The sequence below is a fragment of the Rathayibacter sp. AY1F8 genome (assembly GCF_002932165.1).
Classification (GTDB): domain Bacteria; phylum Actinomycetota; class Actinomycetes; order Actinomycetales; family Microbacteriaceae; genus Rathayibacter.
On the sequence record NZ_PSVB01000001.1, the window covers coordinates 23126 to 50123 of the forward strand.

Consider the following 26998-nt stretch of genomic DNA (forward strand, 5'->3'; position numbering starts at 1 on the left):
GGCCCGTCAGGGCGCGAGCTCCTCGCGGACGATCGCTGCTCCCGCGCTCAGCGCACTGAGCTTCCCCCAGGCGAGGTCGCGGGGCAGCGGCGCCATGCCGCAGTTCGTGCTCGGGAGGAGCAGGTCCGCGTCGACGAACCGGAGGGCGCGTCGCAGGGTGTCGGCGACCTCCTCGGGCGTCTCGACGGTCCCGCTCGCCACGTCGATCGCTCCGAGCATGACCTTCTTGCCGCGGACGAGCTCGATCAGCTCCATCGGCACGTGGGAGTGGTGGCTCTCCAGCGAGACGATGTCGAGCGAGGACTGCTGGAGGAGCGGCAACGACTCCTCGTACTGCCGCCACTCCGACCCGAGGGTCGCCTTCCAGTCGGTGTTCGCCTTGATCCCGTAGCCGTAGCAGATGTGCACCGCGGTCTCGATGCGGAGTCCCTCCGCCGCCCTCTCCAGCGCGGCCACACCCCAGTCGTGCACCTCGTCGAAGAAGACGGTGAAGGCGGGCTCGTCGAACTGGACGATGTCGACTCCGGCGTCCTGGAGGGCTCGCGCCTCCTCGTTGAGGATGGTCGCGAACTCCCACGCCAGCTTCTCGCGACTCCCGTAGTGCCGGTCGGAGAGAGTGTCGATCATCGTCATCGGGCCGGGCAGCGCCCACTTGATGGGCTGATCGGTCTGCTCGCGAAGGAACCGGGCGTCGTCGGCGAACACGGGCCTCTCGAGCCCCACGGCGCCGACGACGGTCGGCACGCTCGCGTCGTACCGGTCGCGGATGCGCACCGTCTCGCGCCGCTCGAAGTCGACACCCGTGAGGTGCTCGATGAACGTCGTGACGAAGTGCTGCCGGGTCTGCTCCCCGTCGCTGACGATGTCCAGGCCCCGGTGGTGCTGCTCGTGGACGGCGGCGCGCAGGGCGTCCTGCTTGCCCTCGGCCAGGGCGTCGCCGGTCAGCCGCCACGGGGACCACAGGGTCTCCGGCTGCGCGAGCCACGACGGCTTCGGCAGGCTGCCGGCGATCGAGGTGGGCAGGAGCGGGAGGGCCGCCGAGGCTCCGCGCGCGCTCATCGGACCGCTTCCGCGTACTCGGCGGCCCACTGCCGCAGCCGCTCCCCGTGCGGCTTCATGAGGTGCTCCTCCGCGAACCGCCCCTGCTCGGCCGCGAGCCGACCGCGCTCCTCGCGGTCGTAGGAGACCGCGGGCCGCACGTAGTCCTGCTGCTCCAGGTCCGGCCGGTAGACGTCGGCGGCGGCCGAGCGCGCGCCGTAGATCTCGGGCCGGTAGATCCTCTGGAACGTCTCCATCGTGCTGATCGTGGCGATGAGCTGGAGGTCCGAGTAGTCCTCCAGCAGGTCGCCGCCGCAGTAGAACGCGAGCGGCGCCGTGCTGCCGGGCGGCATGAAGAAGCGGACCCCGAGGCCCATCTCCGAGAAGTACCGGTCGGTCAGCGAGAGCTCGTCCTGCCGGTACTCGACGCCGAGGATCGGATGGAGGGTCCCGGTGCGCCGGTACGTCCTGCTCGTCGAGACGCTGATGCAGATGACGGGCGGCGTCGACGAGAGCTCCGCGTACTGCGCGGAGTCCCGGAAGTGCTGGAAGAGCGCGCCGTGCAGGACGCCGAAGTCGTCGGGGACGGTGAAGCCGGCCTGCGAGGTGTTGACCGCCGGCAGCCGCACGCTGAAGTCGTGGTCGCGGAGGTAGGAGGAGAAGTTGTTCCCCAGTGTCCCCGGCTGACATCGGCCGGTGCGGCGGTCGAGGATCCGGGTGCGCAGGACCTCCAGCAGGGGGAACTCCCGGTCCTCGCCGTCCGCGGTGAGCCGCAGCCCGACGGAGACGATGTCGAGCCCGACCGTGTAGCGGCCGCGGCTCGGATCGTCGCCCGGCACGAGATCGTTCAACCGGTCGTCGATCATCCGCAGCGCGGTCCGGAGGTTCTCCCGGCGGCGCTCGCCGCGGGCCAGATTCGCGAAGTTGGTGGTGATCCGGGAGCTCCGGGCCGGCGAGTAGTCCTCGTCGAAGGGGGTGAGGGTGATGCTGAAGGCGGGTTCGTTCGTCATGATCGGCCGATCGGTAGGAGGGACTGGGGCGGGGGCACGATCAGTGCGGGTGGTCCTCGGTCAGCTTGAAGCCGAGTCGGCCGTGCGCGAAGGCGGCTCCGGCTCCGATGGCGGCCGCGACCCAGGCTGATTCGGCGAGCTCGGTCTCGGTCGCACCGGCGCGCACGGCGTTCTGGCCGTGGCCGTCGATGCAGTAGACGCACTGCTTGCTGATGCCCACGGCGTAGGCGATGAGCTCGCGGTACTTGAGCGGGATCTCGCGACCCTGCGGAGCGAAGACGGCGGTGTCGAAGGCGGTGAACGCCGCAAGGACGTCGGGGGTCTCCTTCTTGTAGGCGGCGGTGTAGCGGCGGTCGGCTGCGCGGTCGTAGTAGGCGTCGGTCATGGTCTTCCTTCGGAGGTCGGAGAGGGGGCGGAGGGGATGAGGTCACGGCCGGGCGGGGATCTCCAGGCCGAGGTTCTCCCGCAGGGTCGTGCCCTCGTACTCGGTGCGCAGCGAACCGCGCTCCTGCAGCAGCGGCACGACGCGGTCGACGAACTCGTCCAGACCACCCGGGTGCAGGTGCGATCCGAGGACGACCCCGTCGCCGCCTCCGCTCTGCACGAACTCGTCGAGACGGTCGGCGACCTGCTCAGCCGTGCCCACGTACTCCGTGCGGTCGAAGACGGTCTCGGCGAGACCGCGGAGGGTGAGGTCGCGCTCCTGAGCGAGCGCACGCCAGGCGCGCACGGTCCCCGCGCGATCACCGTGGATCAGTGCGCGGCCCTCGATCAGCGGCGGCGCCTCGAGGTCGGGCTCGAGATCGGGTACCGGCCCGTCGACGTCGAAGCCCGACAGGTCCCGGTTCCAGACCTGCTCGAAGAGCACCTGGATCGTGCGCGGTGTGAGTTGCTGATCGCGGATCCACCGCGCTCTCTCCTCCGCCTCCGCAGCGGTGCCGCCGAGGACGACGGCGGCTGACGGGAGGATCCGCACGGAGCCGGCCGGGCGACCCGCCGCCGCGACCCGGGCCGCGATGTCGCGCGCGAACTCGTGCGCCTCAGGTCCCCGGTGGTAGGGGGAGAAGATCACGTCGGCGCTCGACGCCGCGAAGTCGCGACCCTGCGGAGAGACGCCCGCCTGCACGATCACCGGGCGGCCCTGCGGGCTGCGCGGCACGGTGAAACGGCCGGAGACGTCGAACTGGCTGCTCGAGACGGCGAACGACCCCGTCGACGAGTCGGCGAGGAACTCGCCGGAGGGGGCATCGGCTCGCACGGCGTCGGAGGTCCAGGTGTCCCAGAGCGTCGTCACCGCGCGGACGGCCTCCTCGGCACGGGCGTAGCGGTCGGCGCGGTCGAGGAAGCCGCCGCGGCGGAAGTTCGCGCCCGTGAAGGCGTCGAAGGACGTGACCACGTTCCACCCCGCTCGTCCGCCTGAGAGGTGGTCGAGGGTCGCGATCTGACGGGCGAGCTCGAAGGGCTCGTTGAACGTCGCGTTGAGCGTGCCGACCAGGCCGATGTGCTCCGTGACCGCGGCCAGCGCGGCGAGGAGCGGCAGAGTGTCCGGTCGTCCGGCGATGTCATGGTCGAACGGGCGCCCCGCGCGCTCCCGCAGGGCCAGACCCTCGGCGAGGAAGAAGTAGTCGAACCGCCCGCGCTCCGCGGTCTCTGCGACGCGGCGGAACGTCGAGAAGTCGACCTGGCTGCCGGCGTCGGGGTGCTCCCACAGGGTGTGCTCGTTCACCCCGCCCACGTAGGCGGCGAGGACGATCTGCTTCGGTCGCCGCTTCATGACTGCTCCTCGGAGGCGTAGCGGTTCGGGATCGACGTGGGCAGGCCCAGGGCTGAGCGGAGGGTGCGGCCCTCCTCCGTCCCGACGAGCAGACCGCGTCGGCGCAGCTCGGGCACGAGGTCGTCGGCGATCAGCGGCAGATCGGTGGCGAGAACCGCGGGTCGGAGGCGGACGCCGTCGTAGCCGAGCCGTGAGAGCTCGGCGATGCGGTCGGCGACGGACGCGGCCGACCCGGCGGCGACGGCGGCGTCGCCGGTGAGCGGTCGGCCGAGAGCGTCGAGGCGCGAGAGTCTGGCCGCGGCGGACTCCGCCGGGGTGTCGAGGACGACGACGAGGTCGGCGAGGACCCGCAGGCGCTCGCCCGTGCGCCCCGCCCCGCGCTCCGCCTCGGCGATCTCCTGGAGGATCCTCTCGGCGTCCGCTGCGTTCTGAGGCGTCGCGAACACGACGTCGGCCGAGCGCGCGGCGAAACGGTAGGGGATGTCGGCGTGTGCGAGCGCGGCGACGACGGGCTGCCCCTGCGGCGGCCGGGGAGTGATCGCGGGGCCGCGCACCGAGAACCAGCGTCCTGCGAAGTCGACGCGGTGCACCTTGTCGGCGTCGAGGAATCGATCGGTGGCGACGTCGCGGATCTCGGCGTCGTCCTCCCAGCTGTCCCAGAGTCTCCGTGCGACCTCGACGGCGTCGGCCGCCTCCTCGAAGAGCTCGTCGACGACGGCGCGGATCGCGGGGTCCTCGAGAAGGGGCGTGCCCGGCTCCGGCGGCACGATCGCCACGATTCGTCGTCCGACGTGCGAGGCTTCGTCGACGCGTGACGACACCCTGACCTGCCAACCGCCCCGCCCCCGGCTCAGGTGGTCGAGCGTCGCCACGGCCTTCGACACGTGGAAGGGCTCCGTGTGCGTCACGGTGACCGTGGGCACGAGACCGATGCGGCTCGTGAGGGGGGCGACGTAGGAGGCGATCAGCAGCGCGTCGAGCCGGCCGCGGACCTCGTCGGTGCGGTCGTCGGCCAGGAAGGGGTCCGCCGATTGCAGGGCGAAGGAGTCCTCGATCGTCACGAAGTCGATCCCGCCGCGCTCCGCCCGCTGCACGATGTCCGCCCAGTACGCGCCGGTGAAGAGCGCGTCGGGACGGGCGCCAGGCTCGCGCCAGGACGCGGGGTGCCAGCCGGCGCCCTCGAGGGCGACGGCGAGGCTGAGGGGTGGGGCGGCGGTCATCGTGCTCCTCGGATCAGGGTGCCGGCTCGGACGAGCTCCTCGTCGTCGAGTGCGCGGAGGCGGCGCAGCAGCGCGCGCGCGACCTTGTCGTTCTCGCGGAACGACACCGCGTTCGTGCCCGGCCGGGAGAAGGCGCCGACGAACGGCGAGTCGGTGTACGGGCCGATCGCGTACCGGCGGCCGACGCGGCCTCCCGCCGTCGAGCGCAGCAGGGTGTCGTCCTGGTGCACGCGCAGCCTCCCGGTCGACAGGAGAGTGTCGCCGACGTCGACGAGGTCCTCGACCGCCGACCCCGACGCGACGAGCGCTCGCATCAGCGCGTCGTCACTCCTCGCAACGGACGTCCGGGGGAGGCGCGCGTCGACGAGAGCGTCAGCGAGGACGACCTGATCGGTCGCCCCGCCGCTCGCGACGAAGCGGCCCTCCTCTTCGGAGGTCTCCACACGGATGCCCGGGCCGAGGAAGTCGACGACGCCCGCGTCCGAGAGTGCGAGCAGCTCCTCGAGACGGTGCGCGGGCGGCCCGCTCGCGAGGAAGCTGAACCAGCCGAGCCACCATCCGTGCAGATCCTCGATCCGCGAGCGGGGCGTCCACCTCGCGGACGCGGTGAGATCGGCGACGAGGAAGTGGCTGCGCAGAAGCGCGAGGAAGAGCGCCATCGTGGCGCTGTGCTCCTGCCGGCTGCGCAGAGCCAGGTCGTCCCGGATGTAGGCGCGCACCGCCTCCTGCAGCGCCGAGCCGTCGGCGAACCGCACATCGGCGAACGGGCGGTCGAGATCGGGGAGGAGCAGCCTGTCGAGGCTGTCCGGCACAGTGTCCGCGACGAGCGCGGTCAGGGTCCGCGCATCTCCGAGGACCCGCTCGGCGTCGGCCCCGAGTGCGGGGAGAGCGTACCCCCGTCCCGCTTCGGGTCGCGGGCCGCGGGAGCCGGCGAGGACCGAGGCGCGCGGGTCGAGCCGCGAGAACACCTCCGAGAAGTGCGTCCAGTCGGTGCTCACCCGGTCGGGGTGCCCGGTGAAGAGCTCACGGTAGTAGCCCCAGAGCATCTCCTGGGCGATCAGGGGCCAGACGTCCTCGCTGAAGTCGAGCGGGCGGTGTCGCGAGCGCAGCTCCTCGACGACGGACGCCGAGAACCAGCGGGGCTCGGGCGCGGCTCCCTGGAGCGTCGAGCCGATCTTCGAGTGGTAGGGGACCCCGCGGCGGCTGCCGATCAGGATGCGCGGCTCACGTCCCGACGGGTGGTAGCGCAGTCCGCCGGCGTCGTCCCGTTCGAAGCGGCCGCCCCGGCCCTCGGTGAGCAGCACCAGGAGGTCGACCGCGACGAGGCCGAGGCCGCGCACGATCACGTCGTGTCCGGCGCGGAGGGATCCGAGGTCGGCGTCGGCCGTGAACGACGGCGGCAGGTAGGCGAGGCCGTGGCGCTCGGCGAACCCGGCCAGCCGGGTCTCGTCGACCGTCGGCAGAGCGCCGCTGTGCCCGAGCGAGAACAGGACCAGGTCCGCCTCGATCACGTCGCCGGAGTCGAGGACGACCCGCTGCGCACCGTCGTCGCGGCCGAGCACCTCGACGACGCGCGCCGCGTGCTCGCGGACCTCGACGTCAGGGCGGAGAGCGGCGAGCGTCTCCCGGTGGAACCAGCGCAGATAGAGGCTCTGCAGCCGGCGGGTGGGGAAGCTGTCGGCGCGGAGCCCGTCGAGCTCGCGGCGCACGGCTTCGTCGCCCTCTGCGAGCGCGATCCGGCCGGCCCGCACCGCCTCCGCCCACTCGATCAGCGAGGGTCCGGGGCGCACCGGCCCCTCGATCGTCGCGCTCGCGTCGGTGAACATCGTTACGTCGGCTGCGCGCGAGTTGAGCTTCAGCAGCGGCGACTGCTCGTAGCGCCAGATCCGGCCGGGGCCGACGGGGTACGGGTCGACGACGTGGACGACGAGCGCGGCCGGCCCGAGGGCGTCCTCGGCGGCATTCGCGGCGAGGCGCTCGACGACCCCGACCGCGCGGGGACCTCCCCCGACGATCACGAGGGAGCGGGTCCCGTCCGATGGCGCTGACATGCGTCCACGATGACCCTTCCCCCGTGAGGACGCCGCTCTGTGACGACTCGTGACGATGTGAAGAAGTGTGTAGCGGCGGGGTTGGAGCCGGGTGGCCGCGGACCCTAGCGTCGGCCCCCACGGCGTGCAGAACGGTGCGCCCCGACAGGCAGGAGCCTCGAGTGCCCATCGAATTCCTCGGCATCGCCGCGCTCAACGACGGCAGCGAGACACGAGCACGCAGCGGCGCGAGCTTCGACCCGGAGTACACGGTGCGTCTGGCCGCGGCTCATGAGGACAGCGGGTGGGACCGCATCCTGTTCGCCTACCACTCCGGAGCCCCCGACCCCGCCGTCGCCGCCGCTTTCATCGCGTCGCGGCTCGAGCGCATCCAGCTGCTGCTGGCGCACCGGCCCAACGTCTCCTACCCCACGGTCGCGGCGAAAGCCTTCGCGACCCTCGATCAGCTGAGTGGAGGCCGCCTGAGCGTCCACGTGATCACGGGCGGGTCGGACGCGGACCAGGCCGCGGAGGGCGACTACCTGAGCAAGGACGAGCGCTACGCGCGCACCGCCGAGTACATCAGGATCGTCAAGCAGGTCTGGACGACCCGTGAGCCGTTCGATCACGTCGGGGAGCACTACCGCTTCTCCCGGTTCGTCAGCGACGTCTGGCCGGTGCAGCAGCCTCGGCCGCAGATCTCGTTTGGAGGCTCCTCTCCCGCCGCTCTGTCCGTCGGTGCCGCCGAGAGCGACGTCTACGCGCTCTGGGGCGAGCCGCTGCGGGACACCGCCGAGCAGATCCGCAGCATCCGGGAGGCGGCGGCGGCGGCCGGCCGCGACGTCGCGCCGCGCATCCAGGTCGCCTTCCGACCCATCCTCGGGGCCACCGAGGAGCAGGCCTGGGAGAAGGCGGAGGGGATCCTCCGCCGCATCGAGGCGCGCACCCGCGAGACCGCCCCCGGAGGCCTCGCCGCGCCGGAGAACACCGGCTCGCAGCGCCTCCTCGCGATCGCCGCCGCAGGCGACCGTTTCGATCGCGCGCTCTGGACCAGGGCGGGAGTCGCCGCGGGAGCGCGCGGCAACTCGAACGCCCTCGTCGGGACGCCGGAGACGGTGGCCGCCGCGCTGCTCGACTACGTCGATCTCGGGGTCGACATCATCTCGGCGCGCGGCTACGACTACGTCGACGACACCCTCGACTTCGGTCGCCACGTGATACCGCTGGTGCGCGAGGAGGTCGCTCGACGCGACGCCGCGGCCGCCCAGGCCGCCGAGGAGGCCGCTCGTGTCCTCGTCTGACACCGTCGCGGCCGACGAGTTCGTCCATGTGCGGGCCGATGACCCGCGGGCCCGGCCCCTGCTCGACGAGCTCGAGCGCGAGTACGACACCCGCTACGGCACCGCCTGGGGCGAGCCGGCATCGGCCGAGCTCGCGCGCTACCCGAGCGAGGTGTTCGCCCCGCCGGAGGGATCCTTCGTCCTGCTTCTGCGCGACGGCACCGCGATCGCCGGAGGCGCGCTGAAGAGATTCGACGACACGACCGCCGAGCTCAAGCGCATCTGGACATCCTCGGCGCACCGTCGGCAGGGACTCGCCCTGCGCGTGGTCGCAGAGCTCGAGGCGGAGGCCCGCCGGCTCGGCTACTCGACCGTCTACCTCACGACCGGGCCGCTCCAGCCGGAGGCGCAGCGGCTCTACCTCACCGCGGGCTACACACCGCTCTACGACGTGACCCAGCCTCCGGAGGTGGTCGTCCTGCACGGCTATGCGCGGACGCTCACCGATCGGCCGCTCGACGTCGCGAGGATCCGGACCGCGCACGACGACTCCTTCGCGCAGCTCACCGCGTCCCTGCCCGACGGCGGAGCACGCCTGCGCGGTGGCGTCACGGGGCGTGCCTCATGAGCGGCACGATCGCGCCGCCTCGACCGCGGGACACGTCCGGCCCCCTTCCCGGAGGCATCGACCTCGCCCGACTCGGCGAGCGGCCGGTGCTGCCGCTGCGCCACCCGGTGCGCTGGGTGGTCGCCGCACTGGTCCTCGTGCTCCTGCTGAACGCCGGACAGACCCTCTTCACGAACCCGTCGTGGGAATGGCCGAAGGTCGGGACCTGGCTCTTCAGTCCGGCGATCCTGAAGGGGCTGCAGCTGACGCTCCTCGCCACCGCCATCAGCGCCGTGATCAGCTTCGTCGGAGGCATCGTCGTCGCCGTAGCCCGGCTCTCGGGCAATCCGGTGCTGTCGACGCTCAGCTGGGTCTACATCTGGCTGTTCCGCTCGGTGCCGCTGATCCTCGTCCTCATCTTCCTGTTCAATCTCGGCAACCTGTATCCGACCGTCGGCATCGGCATCCCCTTCGGTCCGCAGTGGTCGGTGCCGACGGTGTCGCTGCTGCCTCCGCTCGCCCTCGGCGTGATCGGCCTAAGCCTGTCCGAGATCGCCTACAGCGCCGAGGTCGTCCGTTCCGGGGTGCTCGCGGTCGATCAGGGGCAGCACGAAGCGGCGAAGGCGCTCGGGATCCCGCAGCGCCGCCAGTTCACCCGCATCGTCCTCCCGCAGGCGCTCCGCTCGATCGTGCCCGCCTACGTGAACCAGATCATCGGCCTGCTGAAGGCGAGCTCGCTGCTGTTCTACGTCTCGCTGCTCGACCTGTTCGGGGTCGCTCAGAACCTCGGCAGCACGTACCCGACGGACATCATCCCCCTGCTCGTCGTCGCGACGATCTGGTACCTGGTGCTGACCTCGGCGATCTCGGTCGTGCAGTTCTACATCGAGCGCTTCTACGCCCGCGGCGCGCACCGGGAGCTCGCGCCCACGCCCCTCCAGCGGGTGCGGCGCTCGCTCGCCGGCCTGAGGAGTGCGCGATGACCGCCGCCATCGAGATCCACAACGCGACCAAGTCCTACGGCGACCGGACCGTGCTCCGGGGAGTCGACCTGCGCGTCGAGGCGGGCACCGTCACGGTTATCCTCGGTCCGAGCGGCTCGGGCAAGTCGACCCTGCTGCGGGCGATCAACCATCTCGAGAAGCTCGACGAGGGGTTCGTCTCCGTGAACGGCGAGCTGATTGGGGTGCGGCTGCGCGGCGGTCGGCTCAAGGAGCTGCGCGAGAAGGAGATCCTGCGCCAGAGGGCGAGGATCGGCTTCGTCTTCCAGAGCTTCAACCTCTTCCCGCACCTGACGATCCTCGAGAACGTCACCGAGGCGCCGATCTCGCAGGGGCAGCCGCCCGCGGAGGCCCGCGAGCGGGCACGCGCCCTGCTCGAGCACGTCCGTCTCGCCGACAAGGCGGCGGCCTATCCGAGGCAGCTCTCCGGCGGCCAGCAGCAGCGCGTGGCCATCGCGCGTGCGCTCGCGCTCGACCCCGAGGTGATCCTCTTCGACGAGCCGACCTCGGCTCTCGATCCCGAGCTCGTCGGGGAGGTGCTGCAGGTCATCCGGTCGCTGGCCGAGAGCGGCCGCACCCTCATCGTCGTGACCCACGAGATCGGCTTCGCCCGCGAGGTCGCCGACCGGGTGGTGTTCGTCGACGACGGCCTCGTCGTCGAGCAGGGCAGCCCGAGCGAGGTCCTCGACCGCCCGCAGAATCCGCGGACCCGCGACTTCCTCGGCCGAGTCCTCGGCTGAGCCCCCGCACTCCTCCTCCTCTCCATCCGCACGACAGACACAGGAATCGAATCATGACCAGACCGCACATCACTCGTTGGACCAGAGTCGGGGCGCTTCTCGCTGCCGCCGCGCTGACGACGGGCCTCGCGGCCTGCTCCGGTGCCGCCGCCTCCGACCCGGCCTCCCCGGGAGCCGCCTCCGGCACCACCACCGTCACCGTGGGTGCCCTCTCCAACGGAGCGGCGACCGAGACGGACATCGACGTGCCGGTCGTCGACGAGATCCGCGGCACGCTGCCGCAGGAGATCCTCGACCGCGGGACCCTGACGATCGGCGTCGGCGCTCTCCCCGCAGGCTTCCCTCCGCTCGCGTTCACCGGGACCGACACCGAGACCCTCACCGGCTCGGAGCCCGATCTCGGCCGCCTCGTCGCCGCCGTCCTCGGGCTGCAGCCCGAGGTGGAGAACTCCACCTGGGACAACCTCTTCGTGGGCATCGACACCGGAGGCAGCGACGTCGGCTTCTCGAACATCACCGTCACGGAGAAGCGCAAGGAGAAGTACGACTTCGCCTCCTACCGCGCCGACACCCTCGCATTCCAGGTCCTCGCCTCGAACGACTGGGAGTTCGACGGCGACTACGAGAACCTCGACGGACTCACCGTCGCGGTCAGCAGCGGCACCAACCAGGAGAAGATCCTGCTCGAGTGGCAGGCCCGTCTGCAGTCCGAGGGCAGGTCCCTGGAGATCACGCGATTGCCCGATGCCAACTCCGTCACTCTCGCTCTCGGCTCCGGCCGGATCGACGCCTACTTCGGGCCCAACCCGACGACGGTCTACCAGAACCGGATCTCGGAGGACGGCGCCGACCCGACCCGCAACGCCGGCACGTTCTCCGGAGCGGGCGAATCGCTCGACGGGCTGATCGCGGCGACTGTGAAGAAGGACTCCGGACTCGCCGAGCCGATCGCCCAGGCCCTCGGCTACCTCATCGGGAACGGTCAGTACCAGGACTGGCTGTCGGCCTACGGCCTGCAGGACGAGGCCGTGGACGAGGCCCTGGTGAACCCGCCCGGGCTCCCGCTCGACAACAGCTGAGCCGCCCCCGCCTCGGGCGCCCCGATCGACCAGCGGGGGCGCCCTCCGCCCGCTTCCCCGAGGACTCCCATGCACCTGTTCGACTCGCTCACGCGCGAACGACTCGACCGCCCGACGAGCCGCAAGTGGAGCCTCCGCCCCGGCACCATCGGAGCCTGGGTCGCCGAGATGGACTTCGGTACGGCGCCGGCCGTTCGGAGGGCACTGCACGACGCCGTGGCCGGCGACGTGCTGGGCTATCTGTCCCCCTCGACTGCGGGCGAGCTGGGCGAGGCCGCCGCGGAGTACCTCGCTGAGCAGTACGCGTGGACGGTCGACCCCGCCCGCGTGCACTCCGTCTCGGATGTCATGGCCGCGCTCGGAGTGGCCGTCACCGAGTTCTCCCGCCCCGGCTCACCTGTGATCGTGCCTACCCCCGCTTACATGCCGTTCCTCACCTACCTGTCGGCCATCGGACGCGAGGTGATCGAGGTCCCGGGAACGATCGTCGACGGCCGCTGGGAGCACGACCTCGACGGGATCGATGCGGCCTTCGCGCAGGGAGCGGGCACCCTGGTGCTCTGCAATCCGCACAACCCGACGGGCTCGGTCCTGCCGCGGTCCGAGCTCGAAGGTCTCGCCGCTGTCGTCGAGCGCCACGGCGGGCGGGTCTTCGCCGACGAGATCCACGCGCCGCTGCGGTTCGACGGCGTCCCCCACATCCCTTACGCCTCGGTCTCGGAGGAGGCCGCCCGGCATTCCGTCACCGGAACGAGCGCCTCGAAGGCGTGGAACATCCCCGGCCTGAAGGCCGCGCAGCTGATCACCACGAATGACGCAGACGAGGACGTCTACTCGCGCTTCGGGTTCGCGGTGCAGCACGGCGCTTCGAATCTCGGCGTGATCGCCTCGACGGCCGCCTACCGGGAGGGCGGAGCGTGGCTCGACGAGGTCGTCGACTACCTCGACGGCAACCGGCGCCTCATCGCCGACTTCCTCGCCTCCGAGCTGCCCCGGATCGGGCACCGCACCCCGGAGGCGACGTATCTCGCCTGGTTCGACCTGGGTGCTCTCGGCCTCGCCGATCCCGCGCAGCACCTGCAGCGCGAGGCGGGAGTGACGCTCACCTCCGGACGCCTGTGCGGCGCCGGATACGCCGACCACGTGCGTCTCGTCTTCGCCATGCCGCGTCCCCTCCTCCTCGAGACGCTCGAAGCCGTGCGGGCCGCCGTGTGAACGGCGGAGCGCCTTCGCGGGGACTCGACGAGGTGGGACGGCGGAGCACCGAGGCGGGCGGCATCGCACGACAGTGGCGAGGAGCCGTCCTTCAGCGCCTCCGCTCCCTCTGCACCCCCGATGAGGCCGGGCCGCCGGCGGTGGACCGGGCGGCCTCGCGTGTCGAGGCTGTGCAGCTCGCCCACGAGATCGAGCACGGGTTCTTTTGCCCGGTGCCCGGCCGGGCGCAGGATCCGGAGTGAGACGGGGCGGACCCCCCCTACGTCCCGAAGAGGTTGGCGCGGGTCCCGCCGGGAGCGAGCTCGTCGCGGAGGATCCCGCGGCGGCGCAGGACGGGGACGAGGTCGTCGAGCATCCGGTGCAGGGTGACCGGGTGCAGGTCCCCGGAGAGGAGGAGCCCGTCGCTGCCGCCGTCGTCGCCGAGCTCCTCGACGAAGTCGGCGAACTCCTCCGCGGTGCCGACGAAGCCGGCGCGCTCGGCGACGCGGCCCTTGCGCGCCTTCCTGGTGAGCAGCTCCCGCAGCGGAGCGTCCTCCGTGCCGCCGTACAGGCCGGCGATGGTGCCGTGCGAGACGTGCTCGCCGAACACCGACCGCGGGACGGGGAGGTCCAGGTCCAGCCCGGTGAGGTCGGTCTCCAGGTCGCTCGACCAGCCGAGCGCGATCCGCCGCAGCGCGCCCTCGTCGGGGTGGCGCGACGCCTCGACGACGCGCGCGGCCTCCTCCGGGCTCGACACGATCTCGGGCTTCACGACGAAGAGCACGCGCAGGTCGTCCGCCGTCCGCCCGTGCTGCTCGGCCGCGGCGAGCACGCGCGCCCGGTAGTCGCGCACCGCCCGGGCCTCCAGCGGCGCGAGGGCGAGCTGCACGTCCGACTGCGTGCCGGCGAAGGCCAGGCCGCGGGGGGAGCCGCCTGGGGAGACGACGATCGGGTCGCCGTTCGCGAAGGGGACGGCGTTCAGGGGTCCGTCCACGCGGAAGTGCTCCCCGCGGTGCCGGAACGCGTCGATCCGGGTGCCGTCGGCGTAGCGGCCCGACTCGGGGTCGGCGACCAGCGCGCCCTCCCCCCAGCTGTGCCAGAGCCGGCGGACGACCGCCATCCACTCGTCGGCCCGGTCGTAGGCCGCGTCGTGCGACAGCGGCTCGAGGCCCACGTGGCGGGCGCTGCCGACGTCGGTGACCAGGTTGATCCCGAAGCGGTCGGAGCTGAGGTGCTGCAGCGTCGCCGCCTGCCGGGCGGCGAGGTACGGGGGCGTGATGCCGGCGTTGATCGTCGGCGCCAGCCCGATCCGCTCGGTCGCCGCGAACAGGTACGGCGCCAGGAGGAGCGGATCGTGCTTCGGCCCGCCGTACGCTCCCCGCACCCGCAGGTCGAGCGTCTCCGGGGAGCCGAGCGAGACGGCGTCCTCCATCACGATCAGCTCGAAGCCGGCCTGCTCCAGCTCGCGGGCCGACTGCTGGTAGAGGCCGGGCTTCGTCCAGTCGTGGTTCCACTCCCGGTAGGGGTGCCCCCATCCCTGCGGGCCGAAGCCGCGGGAGAAGAACCAGCCGAAGTGCTGACGGCGCGCCACGCTCACACCTCCGCGAGCGCGGGGAGGGCGCGTGCGCGCACCGCGGCGAGCCCGCGTTCGAGGTCGCGGAGGAGGTCGTCGACGTCCTCGATCCCGATCGACAGCCGGAGGAGCCCGGGGTGGATCCCGGCGGCGGCGCGCTCGGCGGGGGTGCGTCCGGCGTGGGTGGTCGACGCGGGATGCAGCACCAGCGAGCGCACGTCGCCGAGGTGGGTCATGTGGCTGAACAGCTCGACGGCGTCGATGAAGGCGGCCGCGCCCGCCTCGCCTCCGGCGACGGTGAAGGAGAAGACGGAGCCCTGCCCGCGGGGGAGCAGGCGCTGCGCGAGGGCGAACGACGGGCTCGACTCCAGGCCGGAGTAGTCGACCGACACGACCTCGGGCCGCCCCTCGAGGAAGCGGGCGACGGCGAGGGCGTTCGCCGAGTGCCGCTCGACCCGGAGCGACAGCGTCTCGACGCCCTGCCGCAGCAGGAAGGAGTTCAGCGGTGACGGCGTCGGTCCGAGGCGGGAGACCACGATGTCCCGCGTGTACAAGACGAAGGCGCGCCGGCCGTGCTGCTCGGTCCAGCTGCGGCCGCCGAACGACCGCTCCTCCTGGTTGAGGTGCGGGAAGAGCGCGGGGCGCGCCGCCCAGTCGAACGTGCCGGCGTCGACGATCACGCCGCCGAGGGCGGAGCCGTGCCCGGCGAGGAACTTGCTGGTCGAGTGCACGACCACGTCGGCCCCGTGCTCGATCGGGCGGAGGAGGTACGGGGTCGCGAGCGTGTTGTCGACCACGAACGGGAGCCCGTGCCGGTGCGCGATCGCGGCCAGCGCCGGGAGGTCCAGCAGATCGTTCTTCGGGTTCGGGATCGGCTCGCCGAAGAGGACCCGGGTGTCGGGCCCGATCCGCCGCTCCCACTCGCCGAGGTCCGACGCGTCGTCGACGAAGTCCACGCCGATCCCGAGCCGACCGAAGTTCTGCACCAGCAGCCCCCGGTTGCCCTCGTACAAGCGGCGCGACGAGAGCACCCGGTCGCCGGCCTGCAGGATCCCCAGGAGAGCGGAGGCGGTGGCCGCCTGGCCGCTCGCCACCAGGATCGCCTCGGCGCCGCCCTCGAGATCGGCGAGCCGACGCTCGACCTCCTCGGTGGTCGGGTTCCCGTTGCGGGTGTAGAGGAAGCCCTCGTCCTCGCCGGCGAACCGCTCGCGGGCGTGCTCGAAGCTGTCGAACACGAAGCCGGCGCTGAGGTGCACGGGCGTGACGCGCGCTCCGTGGGCGCCGTCGGGCGCGGCACCGGCGTGCACCTGGCGCGTGGAGAAGCCGGCCGCCGCGGAGGCGCGGGATGCGGGCGCGGAGGTCATGGTCGCGGTGGTCGCCGCAGCAGTGGTCGCGGTGGTCGCCGGTGCAGTGATCGTCACGGTGTGCTCCTGTCCAGACGCCCGGAAGGCGGATGCCGGGAGCCTGTCAGGCCGAGGGGAGTGCGCGCCGGATCGTGACGGAGTGTGACTGCGCGGGTCGTGGACGTCGACCGCTCGGCGTCCACGGGTCGTGCCTCAGCTGTGCGTCGTGTTCGCCCGGATCTCCTCGACGGACAGCTCCGGCGCACCGCCCGCCGCAGCCGCCGGGTCCATCCAGACGAAGTCCCAGTGGTGGCCGTCGAGGTCGTCGAAGCTCTTCGAGTACATGAAACCGTGGTCCTGCTCGCCGGCCGGGGTCGCGCCCGCGGCGAGGGCCCTCCCGTGGAGGGTGTCGACCTCCTCCCTGCTGTCGGCGCTGAGGGCGAGCTGCACCTCGGTCGAGGTGGTGGCGTCGATGATCGGCTTGCTGGTGAACTCGGCGAAGAACTCCCGCGTGAGCAGCATCGCGGTGATCGTGTCGCTGATCACCACGCTGACGGCGTTCTCGTCGCTGAAGCCCTCGTTGATCGAGTAGCCGAGCGACTCGTAGAAGGCCCTCGCCCGGGCGAGATCGGCGACGGCCAGGTTGACGAAGAGCATGGTGGGCATCGGTGCACCGTTCCTGTCGGGTCGCCGGTGGCACGCCGCCGCCGGTCGTGACTGCATGATGATGACCGGCCGGCGGCGGTGTCAAGGAAGCGCCGTCGAGAAGGCGGCGGATGCCCGGTGCGGGGCGCCCGGGTGAGACTGCGGCGCGCGAGCGGGGAGCGGCTCATCGTCGTGAAGCCCTTTGGGAAGGGTCGTCACGGCTCCGCGTCCGCGCCAGTTCTGGTGGAAGCCGCGCCTGTACGGAGAAGGCTGTTGTTCCCTCGGCCGCTCGAACCTATGGTCGGCGATCGTGACCGCGGCGGCGGGGCTCCTCCTCCGTGACGGACCGCTCGGAAGGGTTGACCATGCGACGAAGCAGAACGTTCCACCTCTCGATCACCGCTGTGATCGCCTGCCTGACCGTCGGGACGGTCGCACCGGCCCCAGTCGCTCCTGCCGCCTCGACGAGTGTCCCGGTCGTCGTGAGCCGCGTCGACGGCATGTCCACGGGATTCCTCAGCGGTGTCGACGTCTCCTCCGTCCTCTCCCTCGAGGAGAGCGGGGTCGTCTTCCGCGAGAGGAGCGGCTCTCCGGCGGATCTCTTCGCCGTCCTCGCTGATGCGGGCGTCACGGCGGTCCGGGTCAGGGTGTGGAACGATCCGTTCGATGACCGCGGCCGAGGCTACGGCGGCGGGAACGTCGACGTCGGGCGAGCCGTCGAGGTCGGCAGACGCGCCACGGCTGCTGGACTGGGAGTGCTGGTCGACTTCCACTACTCCGACTTCTGGGCGGACCCCGGTCGTCAGCTGGCTCCGAAGTCGTGGGCCGGCTCGACGCCGGAGGCGACGGCAGCAGCCGTGCGAGGCTTCACGGTCAGCGCGCTGCGGAGGTTCGAGGACGCCGGCGTCGACGTGCGCGTCGTTCAGGTCGGAAACGAGACGAACACCGGGATGGCCGGCTACTCCCGCGACGCCACATCGATGGACGCCTCCCTCGCAGCGCTCTTCGCAGCGGGTGCTTCCGCCGTGCGGGAAGTGCTGCCGCATGCTCTTGTCGCTCTGCACTTCACGAACCCGGAATCCGTCGGGCGGTACTCGGCGATCGCCGCGGGGCTCCACCGCTTCGGAGTCGACTACGACGTCTTCGCGAGCTCCTACTATCCGTACTGGCACGGCTCGACCGCGAACCTCACCGAGGTGCTGGCCCAGGTCTCACGGACCTACGGCAAGAAGGTGATGGTCGCCGAGACCTCGTGGCCGTACACCCTGACGGACGGCGACGGGCATCCGAACGTCATCGCCACTGCTCCCTCTTCGAGCCGGTACCCGATCAGTGTGCAGGGCCAGGCGACGGCTCTCCGGGATGTCGTCGCAGCAGTGCGCGATGTCGGATCGACGGGCATCGGCGTCTTCTACTGGGAGCCGGCCTGGCTGCCCGTCGGTCCTCCATCGGCTCTCGCCGCGAACCGGTCGCTCTGGGAGCGCTTCGGCGCGGGATGGGCGACGAGCCGCGCCGCGGGCTACGACCCGGTCCACGTCGGCGGGAGTCACGGCGGATCGGCCTGGGACAACCAGGCCATGTTCGCTGCGGACGGCCGTCCCCTTGAATCCCTGCGCACCTTCGAGTACCTTCGCGGCACCCGCGGTTCCCGCGAGGTCTCGACCTCGGAGTGAAGCAGGTGGTCGATCCTCAGTGGTCCCGCCGCACGACCCGGACGCCCTTCCCCGGAACGACCACGGTCCCGTCCACGGTGCTGCCGGTGATGAGCTCGAGCGTGCCGGGGCTCGCGACCGCCGCGTCCGTCTCGGCATGGTTGATCAGGAAGGTGAAGTCCGCGACGTCACCGTGGCGGACGACGACTTCGAGCCCTTCCACTGTCTCGGCGGGTGGAGTGATGCCGGCGTCCGTGAGCAGGGTGTCGACGAAGTCCGCGAGGTCGTCGCCCCGGAGCCGCGTGGAGAGGTACCAGGCCGATCCGTCGCCGAGCACGTTGCGGGTGATCGCCGGTCCTCCGGCAGCTGGTCCGGTGGCGTACCGCGCTCTCTCGACCGCGCCCTCGAGGGCGATGTCGTCGGTCCAGCCGCTTCCTCGCGCTCCGGAGTCGAGCTCGACGACCTCGCCGTCGCGGAGCGGCAGGAACTCGGGGATCGAGAGGCCGAGGACCTCGCGAAGGGCGCCGGGGAAGCCGCCCTCGTGCACGGCGTCGTTCTCGTCGACGATCCCTGAGAAGTAGGAGGCGGCGAACGTGCCGCCGGCGCGGACGTACTCGGTCACGTTCGAGGACGACGTCCGGTCCATCAGGTAGAGCGAGGGGGCGAGGACGAGGCCGTAGCCGCTGAGATCGGAGTGGGGGTGGGCGAAGTCGACCGTGACACCGCGCTTCCAGAGCGCGGAGTAGAAGGCCTCGATCCGCTCGCGGTGATCGAGCTCGACCGAGGGCCGCCACTCCAGATCGTGCGCCCAGAAGGACTCGATGTCCCACAGGATCGCGACGCGAGTCCGGACGACGGAGCCGAGGACCGCTGAGAGGCGGTCGAGGTCGGCGCCGAACTCGACGACCTCCTTCCAGACCCGCGTCCGCGCCCCGGCGTGGGGGAGCATCGCGGAGTGGAACTTCTCGGCTCCGTACCGGGAGGCCCGGAACTGGAAGAAGAGGACCGCGTCGGCCCCGCGCGCGAGATGGCTCGCGGCGTTGCGTGCGAGCTCACCGGGGCGTTTCGCGATGTTGCGCGGCTGCCAGTTCACCGCCGACGTCGAGTGCTCCATGAGGATCCACGGACGCCCTCCGGCGAAAGATCGCGTGAGGTCGGCGTCCATCGCCAGCAGCACGTGGTTGTCGTGGCGCTCTGCGGCCAGGTAGTGGTCGTTCGAGACCAGGTCGACCTCGCTGCTCCATCTCCAGTAGTCGATCGAGGGGCAGTTGGTGGCCATGAAGTTCGTGGTGACCGGCTTGTCCGAGTAGCGCTTGATCGCGTCGCGCTCCGCCGTGAAGCAGGCGAGGAGCGCGTCCGAGGTGAAGCGGGCGAAATCGAGCCGCTGCGTCTGGTTCACGACGGTGGCCGCGACCCGTGGCGCGTCGATCTCGTCCCACTCCCCGTACACCTGGCCCCAGAAGAGCGTGCCCCACGCCGCGTTCAGAGCGCCGAGCGTCGCGTACTTCGCCTGCAGCCAGGCGCGGAAGGCCGCGACAGAGTAGTCGGAGTAGTCCTCGCTGACCGGAGCGCCGTACTCGTTGTGCACGTGCCAGAGGACCACCGCGGGATGCGCGGCGTAGCGCTGCGCGAGCTGCTCCGTGACGGCGACGGCCGCCGCCCGGTACTCGGGCGAGCTCGGGCTGACCATGCCGCGCGAGCCCCGGCCCAGGGTGACGCCCTCCCGGGTGACAGGGTGGGAGTCCGGGTACGCCTTCCAGAACCAGGCGGGCGGGACGGTCGTCGGGGTCGCGAGGTCGACATCGATCCCGGCGCCGTGCAGCAGATCGAGCAGCTCGTCGAGGAACCCGAAGTCGTACCGGCCCTCCTGCGGCTCGAGCAGTGCCCAGGAGAAGATCCCGACGCTGACGAGGTCGACGCCCGCCTCGCGCATCAGGGCGACGTCCTCCGCCCAGACCTCCCGCGGCCACTGCTCGGGGTTGTAGTCGCCTCCGTAACGCAGCCCCGGCCGCCCCGGGATCCACGGAGCCCGGGGGAGCGGACGCCCGTCGGCTCCGGGGAGCCGGTAGCGGAAGGCGGAGGGGGTGTCGCCGGTAGCGGTGGTCATGCGAGCTGTCTCCTTCGGCTGTGCGCGGTCCCAGTGTCGTGCCCTGGTGCGGGTGGCTGCGCCACTGTTGACAGGATCATACACGTATGGCTAACTGTAACCGCTCACAGGGCACGCCGCCGTCCTCCTCCCGAGCGGAGGCGCCGGGGATCGACAAACCAGCTTCTTCAAGGAGGACGAATGCACATCCCGTTCCGCAGGATCCGCTCCCTCGGCGCCGCCGCTGTCACCGGAGCGCTCCTGCTCACCGGTTGCTCCACCGGCTTCGACGACGGAGCCTCGGGCACTGTCGAGCTGACGTATTGGGCCTGGGCGCCGAACCTCGATCAGGTCGTCGACATCTGGAACGAGGACCACCCGGAGATCCAGGTCACCGTCAGCAAGCAGGACGGCGGCGACCCCGCCATCACCAAGCTGCTCACCGCCGTCAAGGCGGGCAGCGGAGCCCCCGATCTGGTTCAGGCCGAGTACCAGAAGATCCCCACCCTCGTCGCGGCGGATGCTCTGGCCGACATCTCCGACGAAGGCGCCGGCGATCTGGAGGGCAGCTTCTCCGACGGCACCTGGTCGGCCGTCACGCTCGGAGGTGATGCCGTCTACGCGATCCCCCAGGACTCGGGGCCGATGATGGCCTACTATCGCGCGGACATCCTCGAGAGCCTCGGCCTCGGCGTCCCGACGACGTGGGAGGAGTACGCCGCGGCCGCGGAGGCCGTCCACGCCTCCGACCCGGCCCGACACCTGGGCACCTTCTCCTCCAACGACGCGGGCTGGTTCGCCGGCCTCGCGCAGCAGGCCGGAGCCTCCTGGTGGTCGACGGACGACCGGAGCTGGGGCGTCGACATCGACGCCGGACCGACCGAGAAGGTCGCGGCCTACTGGGGAGAGCTCGTCGAATCCGGGGCGATCGGCAACACGCCGATGTACACGCCGGAGTGGAACGCAGGGTTGAACGACGGTTCGCAGGTCGGCTGGATCAGCGCCGTCTGGGCACCCGGCGTGCTCAGCGGCAACGCCCCCGACACGAAAGGCGCGTGGATCGCCGCAGCTCTGCCGCAGTGGGACGCCGCGAACCCCTCCAGCGGGAACTGGGGAGGAAGCACCACGGCAGTCACCAGTCAGACGAAGAAGACCGCGGCCGCTACCGAGTTCGCGACCTGGCTGAACACGGATCCGGTGGCGGTCGCGGCACTCGCCGAGGTCGCGGGCGTCTACCCGGCGGCGACCGAGGCGGCGAGAGCAGCGCTCAGCAGCCCGCCCGACTTCTTCAGCACCCAGGGGGACTTCTCCGACATCGCCGCCGCCGTCTCCGAGTCGGTCGCTCCGTTCACCTACGGGCCGAACGTGAACGTCGCCTTCAGCGCGTACAACGACGAGTTCGCTAAGGCCGCCGCCGCGAGGACGCGGTCCGCCTTCGTCGACGCCGTGGCCGAGATGCAGCGGATCACCTCCGACGACCTCGTGAAGAGCGGCTTCTCCGTGGAGTGACCGGTGCGCGGCCCGCGTCCACCATCGGGCCGCGCGCCTCCCGGCGGCGAGGATCCGGCGCCGCTTCCCGACCGCTCTCGTTCCGAAGGACTCGGCATGGCTCCCCCACCCCTGACTCTCCCGACCGCGCCGCCGAGGAGAGGTCGACTCGGCACCGGCTTCCGCGCCCGAGTACTCGCTCCCTATGCGATGCTCGCACCGGCGATCGTGCTCTTCGCCGCCTTCATGGCCGCGCCGATCCTCTACACCGTCATGCTCAGCTTCCAGAAGAAGCAGGCCGTTGGGCTCGGCCTGGGTTCCGGCGGCCGGAAGCAGGTCTTCGCCGGCATCGAGAACTACCTCGGGTCGCTCAGCGATCCGGAGTTCGGGGCCAGCGTCGGACGGGTGCTCCTCTACGGGCTCGTCCTCATCCCGTGCATGCTCGGTCTCGCGCTCCTCTTCGCTCTCCTCCTCGACGCGAGGCGGGCCCGTGCGGTCTCGTTCTCGAGGGTCTCGATCTTCCTGCCTTACGCCGTACCGGCCGTCATCTCCTCGCTGCTCTGGGGATTCCTCTACCTGCCGGCCGTCTCGCCTTTCGCGTACGTGATTGAGCGGCTGGGCGGGGAAGCCCCCGACATCCTGTCCTCCGGCGCCGTCGTCTTCGGGATCGCGAACATCGCGCTCTGGGGCGGCGTCGGATTCAACATGATCGTCATCCACACCGCCCTCCAGGCCATTCCCTCCGACGTCTACGAGGCGGCACGGATCGACGGGGCGAGCGATCTGCAGATCGCGCTGCGCATCAAGATCCCGATCGTCACCCCCGCTCTGGTGATGACGGCGCTCTTCTCGATGGTCGCAACTCTGCAGGTGTTCGCCGAGCCGACGACGCTGCGACCGCTGACCAACAGCCTCTCGACCTCCTGGTCCCCGCTGATGCTCGTCTACCGGGACGCGTTCACCCGCGACGACATCCACTCCGCCGCCGCGACCTCCGTCGTGATCGCGCTCGCCAGTTTCGCCGTCTCCTTCCTCTTCCTCCGGGTCGTGCAGAAGCGAGCCTTCGGACAGGAGGACTGATCCGTGCCCGGCATCCTTCAGCGGCCCCCCGCCCGCACCGTCGGGCGGACACGGTCCAGGACCGCACGCCGCGACCCCGATCGCGGACGTCCGGGCTGGATCGCGACGACGATCCTGCTGATCGGCGCCGTCTACTGCCTCTTCCCCGTGCTGTGGGTGGTGACGGCGTCCACGAAGAGCGGCGGCGAGCTCTTCTCCACCTTCACGCTCGCGCCCGGCTCGCATCTGATCGACAACGTGGTCGCTCTCGCGCAGTACCGGGGAGGTCTGTTCTGGCGCTGGATGCTGAACACCGCGCTCTACGCGGGCGTCGGTGCAGTGGCCTCTACCTGGGTATCGGCACTGTCGGGATACGTGCTCGCGAAGTTCGACTTCCCAGGCAGGAAGGGCGTCTTCGCCGTCCTGCTGATGGGCGTCCTCGTCCCCGGCGTGATCCTCGCGATCCCTCAGTACTTCCTGCTGGCCGAGGTGGGGCTGACCAACTCGTTCTGGGGAGTGCTGCTGCCGCAGATCATCAGCCCCTACGGCATCTACCTCGCGCGGATCTACGCCGCGGCCGCCGTGCCGACGGAGGTCATCGAGGCCGCCCGGACCGACGGCGCCCGGGAGATGGGGATCTTCACCCGGATCGCCGTTCCGATGCTCCTGCCGGGGCTGGTGACGATCTTCCTCTTCCAGTTCGTCGCGACCTGGAACAACTTCATGCTGCCGTACATCATGCTCGGCGACGACTCGCTCTTCCCGCTCACGGTCGGCCTGAACGGGCTGCTCAACCAGGGCGCCTCCGCGCCGGCGCTCTACACGCTGGTCATCACCGGGGCACTCCTCTCGATCCTGCCGCTGATCGCGATGTTCCTCGTCCTGCAGCGGTTCTGGCGGGTCGACCTGGCGGCCGGGGCGGTGAAGTGACGCGGATGCCTTCGCGCGGAAGAGGCGGGACGCCCTCACGCCCCACGATTCAGGACGTCGCTGTCGAGGCCGGTGTCTCGCGCGGGACGGTCTCGCGCGTGCTGAACGGCGGAAGATGGGTCAGCCCCGAAGCGCACGCGCGAGTGGAGGCGGCGATCACGAGGACCGGCTACCGCGCCAATCCCCACGCCCGGAGCCTGTCCCGCAGCCGCACCGACACGGTGGCCTTCCTCCTCACGGAGGACGCGCGCTCGCTCTTCGAGGATCCGAACTTCGCCACTCTGCTCCGAGGCGCCTCAGCCGCACTCGCGGAGCACGACGTCGCCCTCGTCCTCATCCTCGCGGGGACGGAGCACGAGCAGAGGCGAGCCCTCGCCTACATCGACGCGGGCCACGTCGACGGGGTCCTGCTCATCTCCGCCCACGTCGGCGCACGGCTGCTCACGGACATCCAGAGATCCTCAGTGCCGGCCATCGCCTGCGGCGTGCCGGTCGGCTACGAGAAGCGCATGGGCTATGTCGCCGCCGACGACGAGGAGGGAGCGCGGGAGATGGTCGCTCATCTGCGGAGCCTCGGACGCTCGCGCATCGCCACGATCGCCGGACCGCCCGACACTACGGGAGGGATCGCGCGGCTCGCGGGCTACCGCGCGGAGGTGGGCGGTGCGGAGGCGGTGGAGTTCGGCGACTACGGACGGGCCGGTGGGGCCACTGCGATGGAGGCGCTTCTCGCCGCGCATCCCGACATCGACGCCGTCTTCGCCGCCAACGACCGCATGGCAGCAGGCGCTATCGACGCACTCGCCCGGCTCGGCAAGCGTGTGCCGGAGGACGTCGCCGTCGGCGGATTCGACGATTCGGCCGTCGCCCTCACGACGGACCCGCCGCTGACGACCATGCGGCAGCCCTTCGAGCGGATCAGCGCGGAGATGGTCCGCCTCCTCCTGCAGGCGATCGAGGGGGAGCGCCCGGCTGCCATCACCCTGCCTACGGACCTGGTGAGGCGCGGGTCGACCCAGCCCGGCGTGAGCCCCTGACGACGGCGGTGCCGGTCTGGGCCTCGCGATCACCCGGGCGATCCTCGCCCGGGCAGGCGGGACCGTCACCGTCTCGACGTCGTTCACCCGGCCCGCCGGGGGCCGGTCTTCACGGCGACCCTCTCGGTACCGGCCTGACGGCGACTGCCCGGCAGCGGTCATCATGGGAGGCGTGCGCCGGTGGTCGGGTCCGACACCGCAGCACGGGCAGGAGGGAGCGGGAGTGGTCCGGACCCTCGTCCTCACCGCCGTCGCGGCAGCCCTCCTCGCCGCCGCCTGGACCGCGATCGGACCCTCGCATCCGGTCTTCGCCGCGGTCGCGCAGATGGTCCTCACCAGCTGGGCGGCAATGACCTTCGGCGGGCGCACGCGTCCGATCGAGCAGTCCTGGTTCGACGTGGGTCGCCGCGAGCCGGCGCTGCTGCGAGCGCTCGGGGTCGGCGTCTTCGGCCGGCTGCTCGACGTCGTCGGGTGGAACCGCCTCGTCACCCGCGAGCGCGGCTTCGACGGCACGCGCGCGGGGCTGGCCGCACTCGATCAGCACACCCGCCGCTCCGAGGCGGTGCACCTCGCGTGCACGGCCGTCGGAGTCGCGCTCGCCCTCGCCGCGACGGTCACGGGTGCGACGGGCGGCGCGGCCTGGCTGCTCGGGTCGACGATCGCCGTCCAGCTCTACCCCGCGCTGCTGCAGCGGCTGGTGCGGGCGCGCATCCAGCGGGCGGGGCGGGCGGCGCGCGGTGCACTTCACGTCGCGGACTCGGGAGACAGCGCCCCCGGCGGCGGACCGACCACGGCTCCCGAAGGGCGGTGATCACGGGGTCCCCGACGCGCCGCGATCGTCACCGGGATCGGCCAGGGGATGGCGGCGCGCGAGGACATCGCGAGCCACGTCGGGCGGATCGCGCCGGTCGTCCTCCGCCGCCGTCAGCAGGAGAGCGAGGGCCGTGTCGGCGGGGACCCGCTGCGCTGCGCTGATGAAGCCGACGGCCTGCAGCACGGCGATCGTCCCCGGCGTGAGCGGGGCGCGGGACGCCGCCCAGCGACGGACCTCGGCGTCGTCCGTGTCCCCGGTCAGAGCGTCGGCCAGGGGGCGTGGAGGGAGGGCATGGGCGGGCCGGTCAGTGTCCGAAGCCGTGCTCGTGCTCGAGCTCGACGTCGAAGGTGATGTCGTCCTCGCTCGGCTGCACGGGGAACACTCCCGTGAGCGCCCTGGTGCGTTCGCGGATGCGGGCGACCTCGGCCGTGTTGTCCGGCTCGGGGAGATCGGAGGGAGTGGTCTCGGCGACCAGGGCGGCGCCGGCGTTGAGCAGGAACACCGCCTGCACGGTGCCGCCGTCGGCGCCGATGCCGGTGTACTCCACGCGGTCCGCCGTGCTGCTCGCGGCGAGGGCGACGCCGTACTCGACCAGAGCGTCCGCCGCGTCGTCTCCCACGAGGATCGTCTTGTTCGCGAAGAGGAGGTGCTTCATGCCCCCAGCGTGCGCAGCGCCGAGGCCGACGGGGGAGAGACTTGACAGCTCCTGGGGCGGTCGACAGACGCGACCGCGGCACCCGGTGACGCCCGGTCGTCCTCGGCGTCGCCGAGACGGCACCCGTGGCGTCGGCCGTCCTCTGAGCAGGTCCGCGTCACAGGGACGTGGATCGACGGACCCGTGCTGATGTCGGCCGCCGAGACACCCGGCCGAGAGCAGGGCGACGTGACAGGCGGTGTCAGCGGACCATTCGCCGACGCCCGCGCCGCTTCTCCCCTCTGAGGATCAGGGTCGCGAGGAACGCGGCGAGGAGTGCGCCGATGGTGTTCATGAACCAGTCGTTCGTGTCGCAGGAGCGGCCGATCGCCGGAACGCCCGCCTGGACCAGCTCGATCAGGGCGGACAGGCCGGAGACGGCGGCGGCGACGAGCAGGGGCCGGCCGACCGCGACCGCGAGCAGCAGGGCCCCGGGGAGCAGGAGCGCGATGTTCGCGAGGGTGTCGATGCCGTCGAACGGCACCGAGAACTGCACGGTGCAGAAGACCCGCGGCGTCCCGTCGGGCGGATACACGGTCAGCGCGATCCCCACGACGAAGGCGAGCGCGGCGAGGACGAGAAGAGACCTTTCCGCGCCGCGCCGGTGCAGCAGCCAGGCGATCGCCGTGACCACCGCGACCGCGATCCAGAAGGCGATCGGGACGAGCGCGGCGTGGTCGACGAGGAACGTGCTGATCACGGTG

General features: G+C 71.4%; 25 protein-coding genes. 12 read left to right on the forward strand and 13 right to left on the reverse strand.

What is annotated here, in order from left to right; genetic code table 11:
* Positions 1-6 precede the first annotated feature (6 nt).
* The 6 genes from C5C35_RS00110 to C5C35_RS00135 are packed head-to-tail and all read right to left on the reverse strand — an operon-like array spanning position 7 to position 7093.
* Positions 7-1059 carry a methionine synthase gene (locus tag C5C35_RS00110; protein ID WP_104262243.1) on the reverse strand — a complete coding sequence of 351 codons (1053 nt, stop codon included), beginning with the start codon at positions 1057-1059 and terminating at the stop codon, positions 7-9.
* Positions 1056-2048, reverse strand: a complete 993-nt coding sequence (locus C5C35_RS00115) for a putative oxygenase MesX (RefSeq protein ID WP_104262244.1) — start codon at positions 2046-2048, stop codon at positions 1056-1058. Before C5C35_RS00115 ends, C5C35_RS00110 begins: the two co-directional genes overlap by 4 nt.
* Positions 2049-2088: 40 nt before the next feature.
* Complete coding sequence (locus C5C35_RS00120; RefSeq protein WP_104223293.1) at positions 2089-2433, reverse strand: carboxymuconolactone decarboxylase family protein; 345 nt, start codon at positions 2431-2433, stop codon at positions 2089-2091.
* Positions 2434-2475: 42 nt separating this feature from the next.
* On the reverse strand, positions 2476-3822 hold the full coding sequence (locus C5C35_RS00125; RefSeq protein WP_104262245.1) for an NtaA/DmoA family FMN-dependent monooxygenase: 1347 nt from the start codon (positions 3820-3822) through the stop codon (positions 2476-2478).
* Complete coding sequence (locus C5C35_RS00130) at positions 3819-5042, reverse strand: LLM class flavin-dependent oxidoreductase (protein WP_104262246.1); 1224 nt, start codon at positions 5040-5042, stop codon at positions 3819-3821. Before C5C35_RS00130 ends, C5C35_RS00125 begins: the two co-directional genes overlap by 4 nt.
* Positions 5039-7093, reverse strand: coding sequence for an FAD/NAD(P)-binding domain-containing protein (locus tag C5C35_RS00135; RefSeq protein ID WP_104262247.1), 2055 nt, complete (start codon positions 7091-7093; stop codon positions 5039-5041). The genes C5C35_RS00130 and C5C35_RS00135 overlap by 4 nt, the downstream gene beginning before the upstream one ends.
* Positions 7094-7254: 161 nt before the next feature.
* Here C5C35_RS00135 and C5C35_RS00140 point away from each other — a divergent pair, with 161 nt between their 5' ends.
* The 6 genes from C5C35_RS00140 (at position 7255) to C5C35_RS00165 (ending at position 12994) form a co-directional block, all read left to right on the forward strand.
* Positions 7255-8373 (forward strand): LLM class flavin-dependent oxidoreductase, encoded by a 1119-nt coding sequence (locus C5C35_RS00140; protein WP_104223289.1) that lies wholly within the window; start codon positions 7255-7257, stop codon positions 8371-8373.
* Entirely contained in the window at positions 8360-8980 is a 621-nt protein-coding gene (locus tag C5C35_RS00145; RefSeq protein ID WP_219812286.1) for a GNAT family N-acetyltransferase, read from the forward strand. The genes C5C35_RS00140 and C5C35_RS00145 overlap by 14 nt, the downstream gene beginning before the upstream one ends.
* Positions 8977-9942 (forward strand): amino acid ABC transporter permease, encoded by a 966-nt coding sequence (locus C5C35_RS00150; protein ID WP_104233982.1) that lies wholly within the window; start codon positions 8977-8979, stop codon positions 9940-9942. The genes C5C35_RS00145 and C5C35_RS00150 overlap by 4 nt, the downstream gene beginning before the upstream one ends.
* Entirely contained in the window at positions 9939-10700 is a 762-nt protein-coding gene (locus tag C5C35_RS00155) for an amino acid ABC transporter ATP-binding protein (RefSeq protein ID WP_104223287.1), read from the forward strand. The genes C5C35_RS00150 and C5C35_RS00155 overlap by 4 nt, the downstream gene beginning before the upstream one ends.
* A gap of 53 nt (positions 10701-10753) precedes the next feature.
* Positions 10754-11779 (forward strand): transporter substrate-binding domain-containing protein, encoded by a 1026-nt coding sequence (locus C5C35_RS00160; protein ID WP_104223286.1) that lies wholly within the window; start codon positions 10754-10756, stop codon positions 11777-11779.
* Positions 11780-11848: 69 nt separating this feature from the next.
* Complete coding sequence (locus C5C35_RS00165) at positions 11849-12994, forward strand: MalY/PatB family protein (RefSeq protein WP_104247108.1); 1146 nt, start codon at positions 11849-11851, stop codon at positions 12992-12994.
* Between the two features lie 259 nt (positions 12995-13253).
* Here C5C35_RS00165 and C5C35_RS00170 read toward each other — a convergent pair whose 3' ends face one another.
* From C5C35_RS00170 to C5C35_RS00180, 3 genes are all read right to left on the reverse strand, one after another.
* Entirely contained in the window at positions 13254-14564 is a 1311-nt protein-coding gene (locus C5C35_RS00170) for an LLM class flavin-dependent oxidoreductase (RefSeq protein ID WP_104262248.1), read from the reverse strand.
* Between the two features lie 2 nt (positions 14565-14566).
* Positions 14567-15910: an O-acetylhomoserine aminocarboxypropyltransferase/cysteine synthase family protein gene (locus C5C35_RS00175; RefSeq protein ID WP_104262396.1), complete on the reverse strand. Its 1344-nt coding sequence runs from the start codon at positions 15908-15910 to the stop codon at positions 14567-14569.
* Positions 15911-16102: 192 nt separating this feature from the next.
* The gene (locus C5C35_RS00180) at positions 16103-16555 is read right to left on the reverse strand and encodes a VOC family protein (RefSeq protein WP_104238888.1); all 453 of its coding nucleotides are present in this window, start codon (positions 16553-16555) and stop codon (positions 16103-16105) included.
* Between the two features lie 344 nt (positions 16556-16899).
* On the opposite strand from C5C35_RS00180, the gene C5C35_RS00185 reads away from it, so the two are divergent.
* Positions 16900-18207: a glycosyl hydrolase 53 family protein gene (locus C5C35_RS00185; protein WP_104262249.1), complete on the forward strand. Its 1308-nt coding sequence runs from the start codon at positions 16900-16902 to the stop codon at positions 18205-18207.
* Positions 18208-18223: 16 nt separating this feature from the next.
* Here the strand turns inward: C5C35_RS00185 and C5C35_RS00190 are convergent, their stop codons facing one another.
* Positions 18224-20293 carry a beta-galactosidase gene (locus tag C5C35_RS00190; RefSeq protein WP_104262250.1) on the reverse strand — a complete coding sequence of 690 codons (2070 nt, stop codon included), beginning with the start codon at positions 20291-20293 and terminating at the stop codon, positions 18224-18226.
* Positions 20294-20473: 180 nt separating this feature from the next.
* On the opposite strand from C5C35_RS00190, the gene C5C35_RS00195 reads away from it, so the two are divergent.
* From C5C35_RS00195 to C5C35_RS00215, 5 genes are all read left to right on the forward strand, one after another.
* Positions 20474-21781, forward strand: a complete 1308-nt coding sequence (locus C5C35_RS00195; RefSeq protein ID WP_104262251.1) for an ABC transporter substrate-binding protein — start codon at positions 20474-20476, stop codon at positions 21779-21781.
* Between the two features lie 96 nt (positions 21782-21877).
* Entirely contained in the window at positions 21878-22840 is a 963-nt protein-coding gene (locus tag C5C35_RS00200; RefSeq protein WP_104223278.1) for a carbohydrate ABC transporter permease, read from the forward strand.
* A gap of 99 nt (positions 22841-22939) precedes the next feature.
* On the forward strand, positions 22940-23749 hold the full coding sequence (locus C5C35_RS00205) for a carbohydrate ABC transporter permease (RefSeq protein ID WP_258066432.1): 810 nt from the start codon (positions 22940-22942) through the stop codon (positions 23747-23749).
* A 5-nt stretch (positions 23750-23754) separates the two neighbouring features.
* Complete coding sequence (locus C5C35_RS00210; RefSeq protein ID WP_104223277.1) at positions 23755-24786, forward strand: LacI family DNA-binding transcriptional regulator; 1032 nt, start codon at positions 23755-23757, stop codon at positions 24784-24786.
* Between the two features lie 223 nt (positions 24787-25009).
* Positions 25010-25597, forward strand: coding sequence for a hypothetical protein (locus tag C5C35_RS00215; RefSeq protein ID WP_104262252.1), 588 nt, complete (start codon positions 25010-25012; stop codon positions 25595-25597).
* Here C5C35_RS00215 and C5C35_RS00220 read toward each other — a convergent pair whose 3' ends face one another.
* The 3 genes from C5C35_RS00220 to C5C35_RS00230 all read right to left on the reverse strand — a co-directional run bounded on the left by C5C35_RS00220 (position 25598) and on the right by C5C35_RS00230 (position 26994).
* Complete coding sequence (locus C5C35_RS00220; protein WP_104233977.1) at positions 25598-25783, reverse strand: hypothetical protein; 186 nt, start codon at positions 25781-25783, stop codon at positions 25598-25600.
* A 121-nt stretch (positions 25784-25904) separates the two neighbouring features.
* Complete coding sequence (locus C5C35_RS00225) at positions 25905-26255, reverse strand: hypothetical protein (RefSeq protein ID WP_104262253.1); 351 nt, start codon at positions 26253-26255, stop codon at positions 25905-25907.
* Positions 26256-26496: 241 nt separating this feature from the next.
* Positions 26497-26994: a VanZ family protein gene (locus C5C35_RS00230; RefSeq protein ID WP_181134142.1), complete on the reverse strand. Its 498-nt coding sequence runs from the start codon at positions 26992-26994 to the stop codon at positions 26497-26499.
* Positions 26995-26998 lie beyond the last annotated feature (4 nt).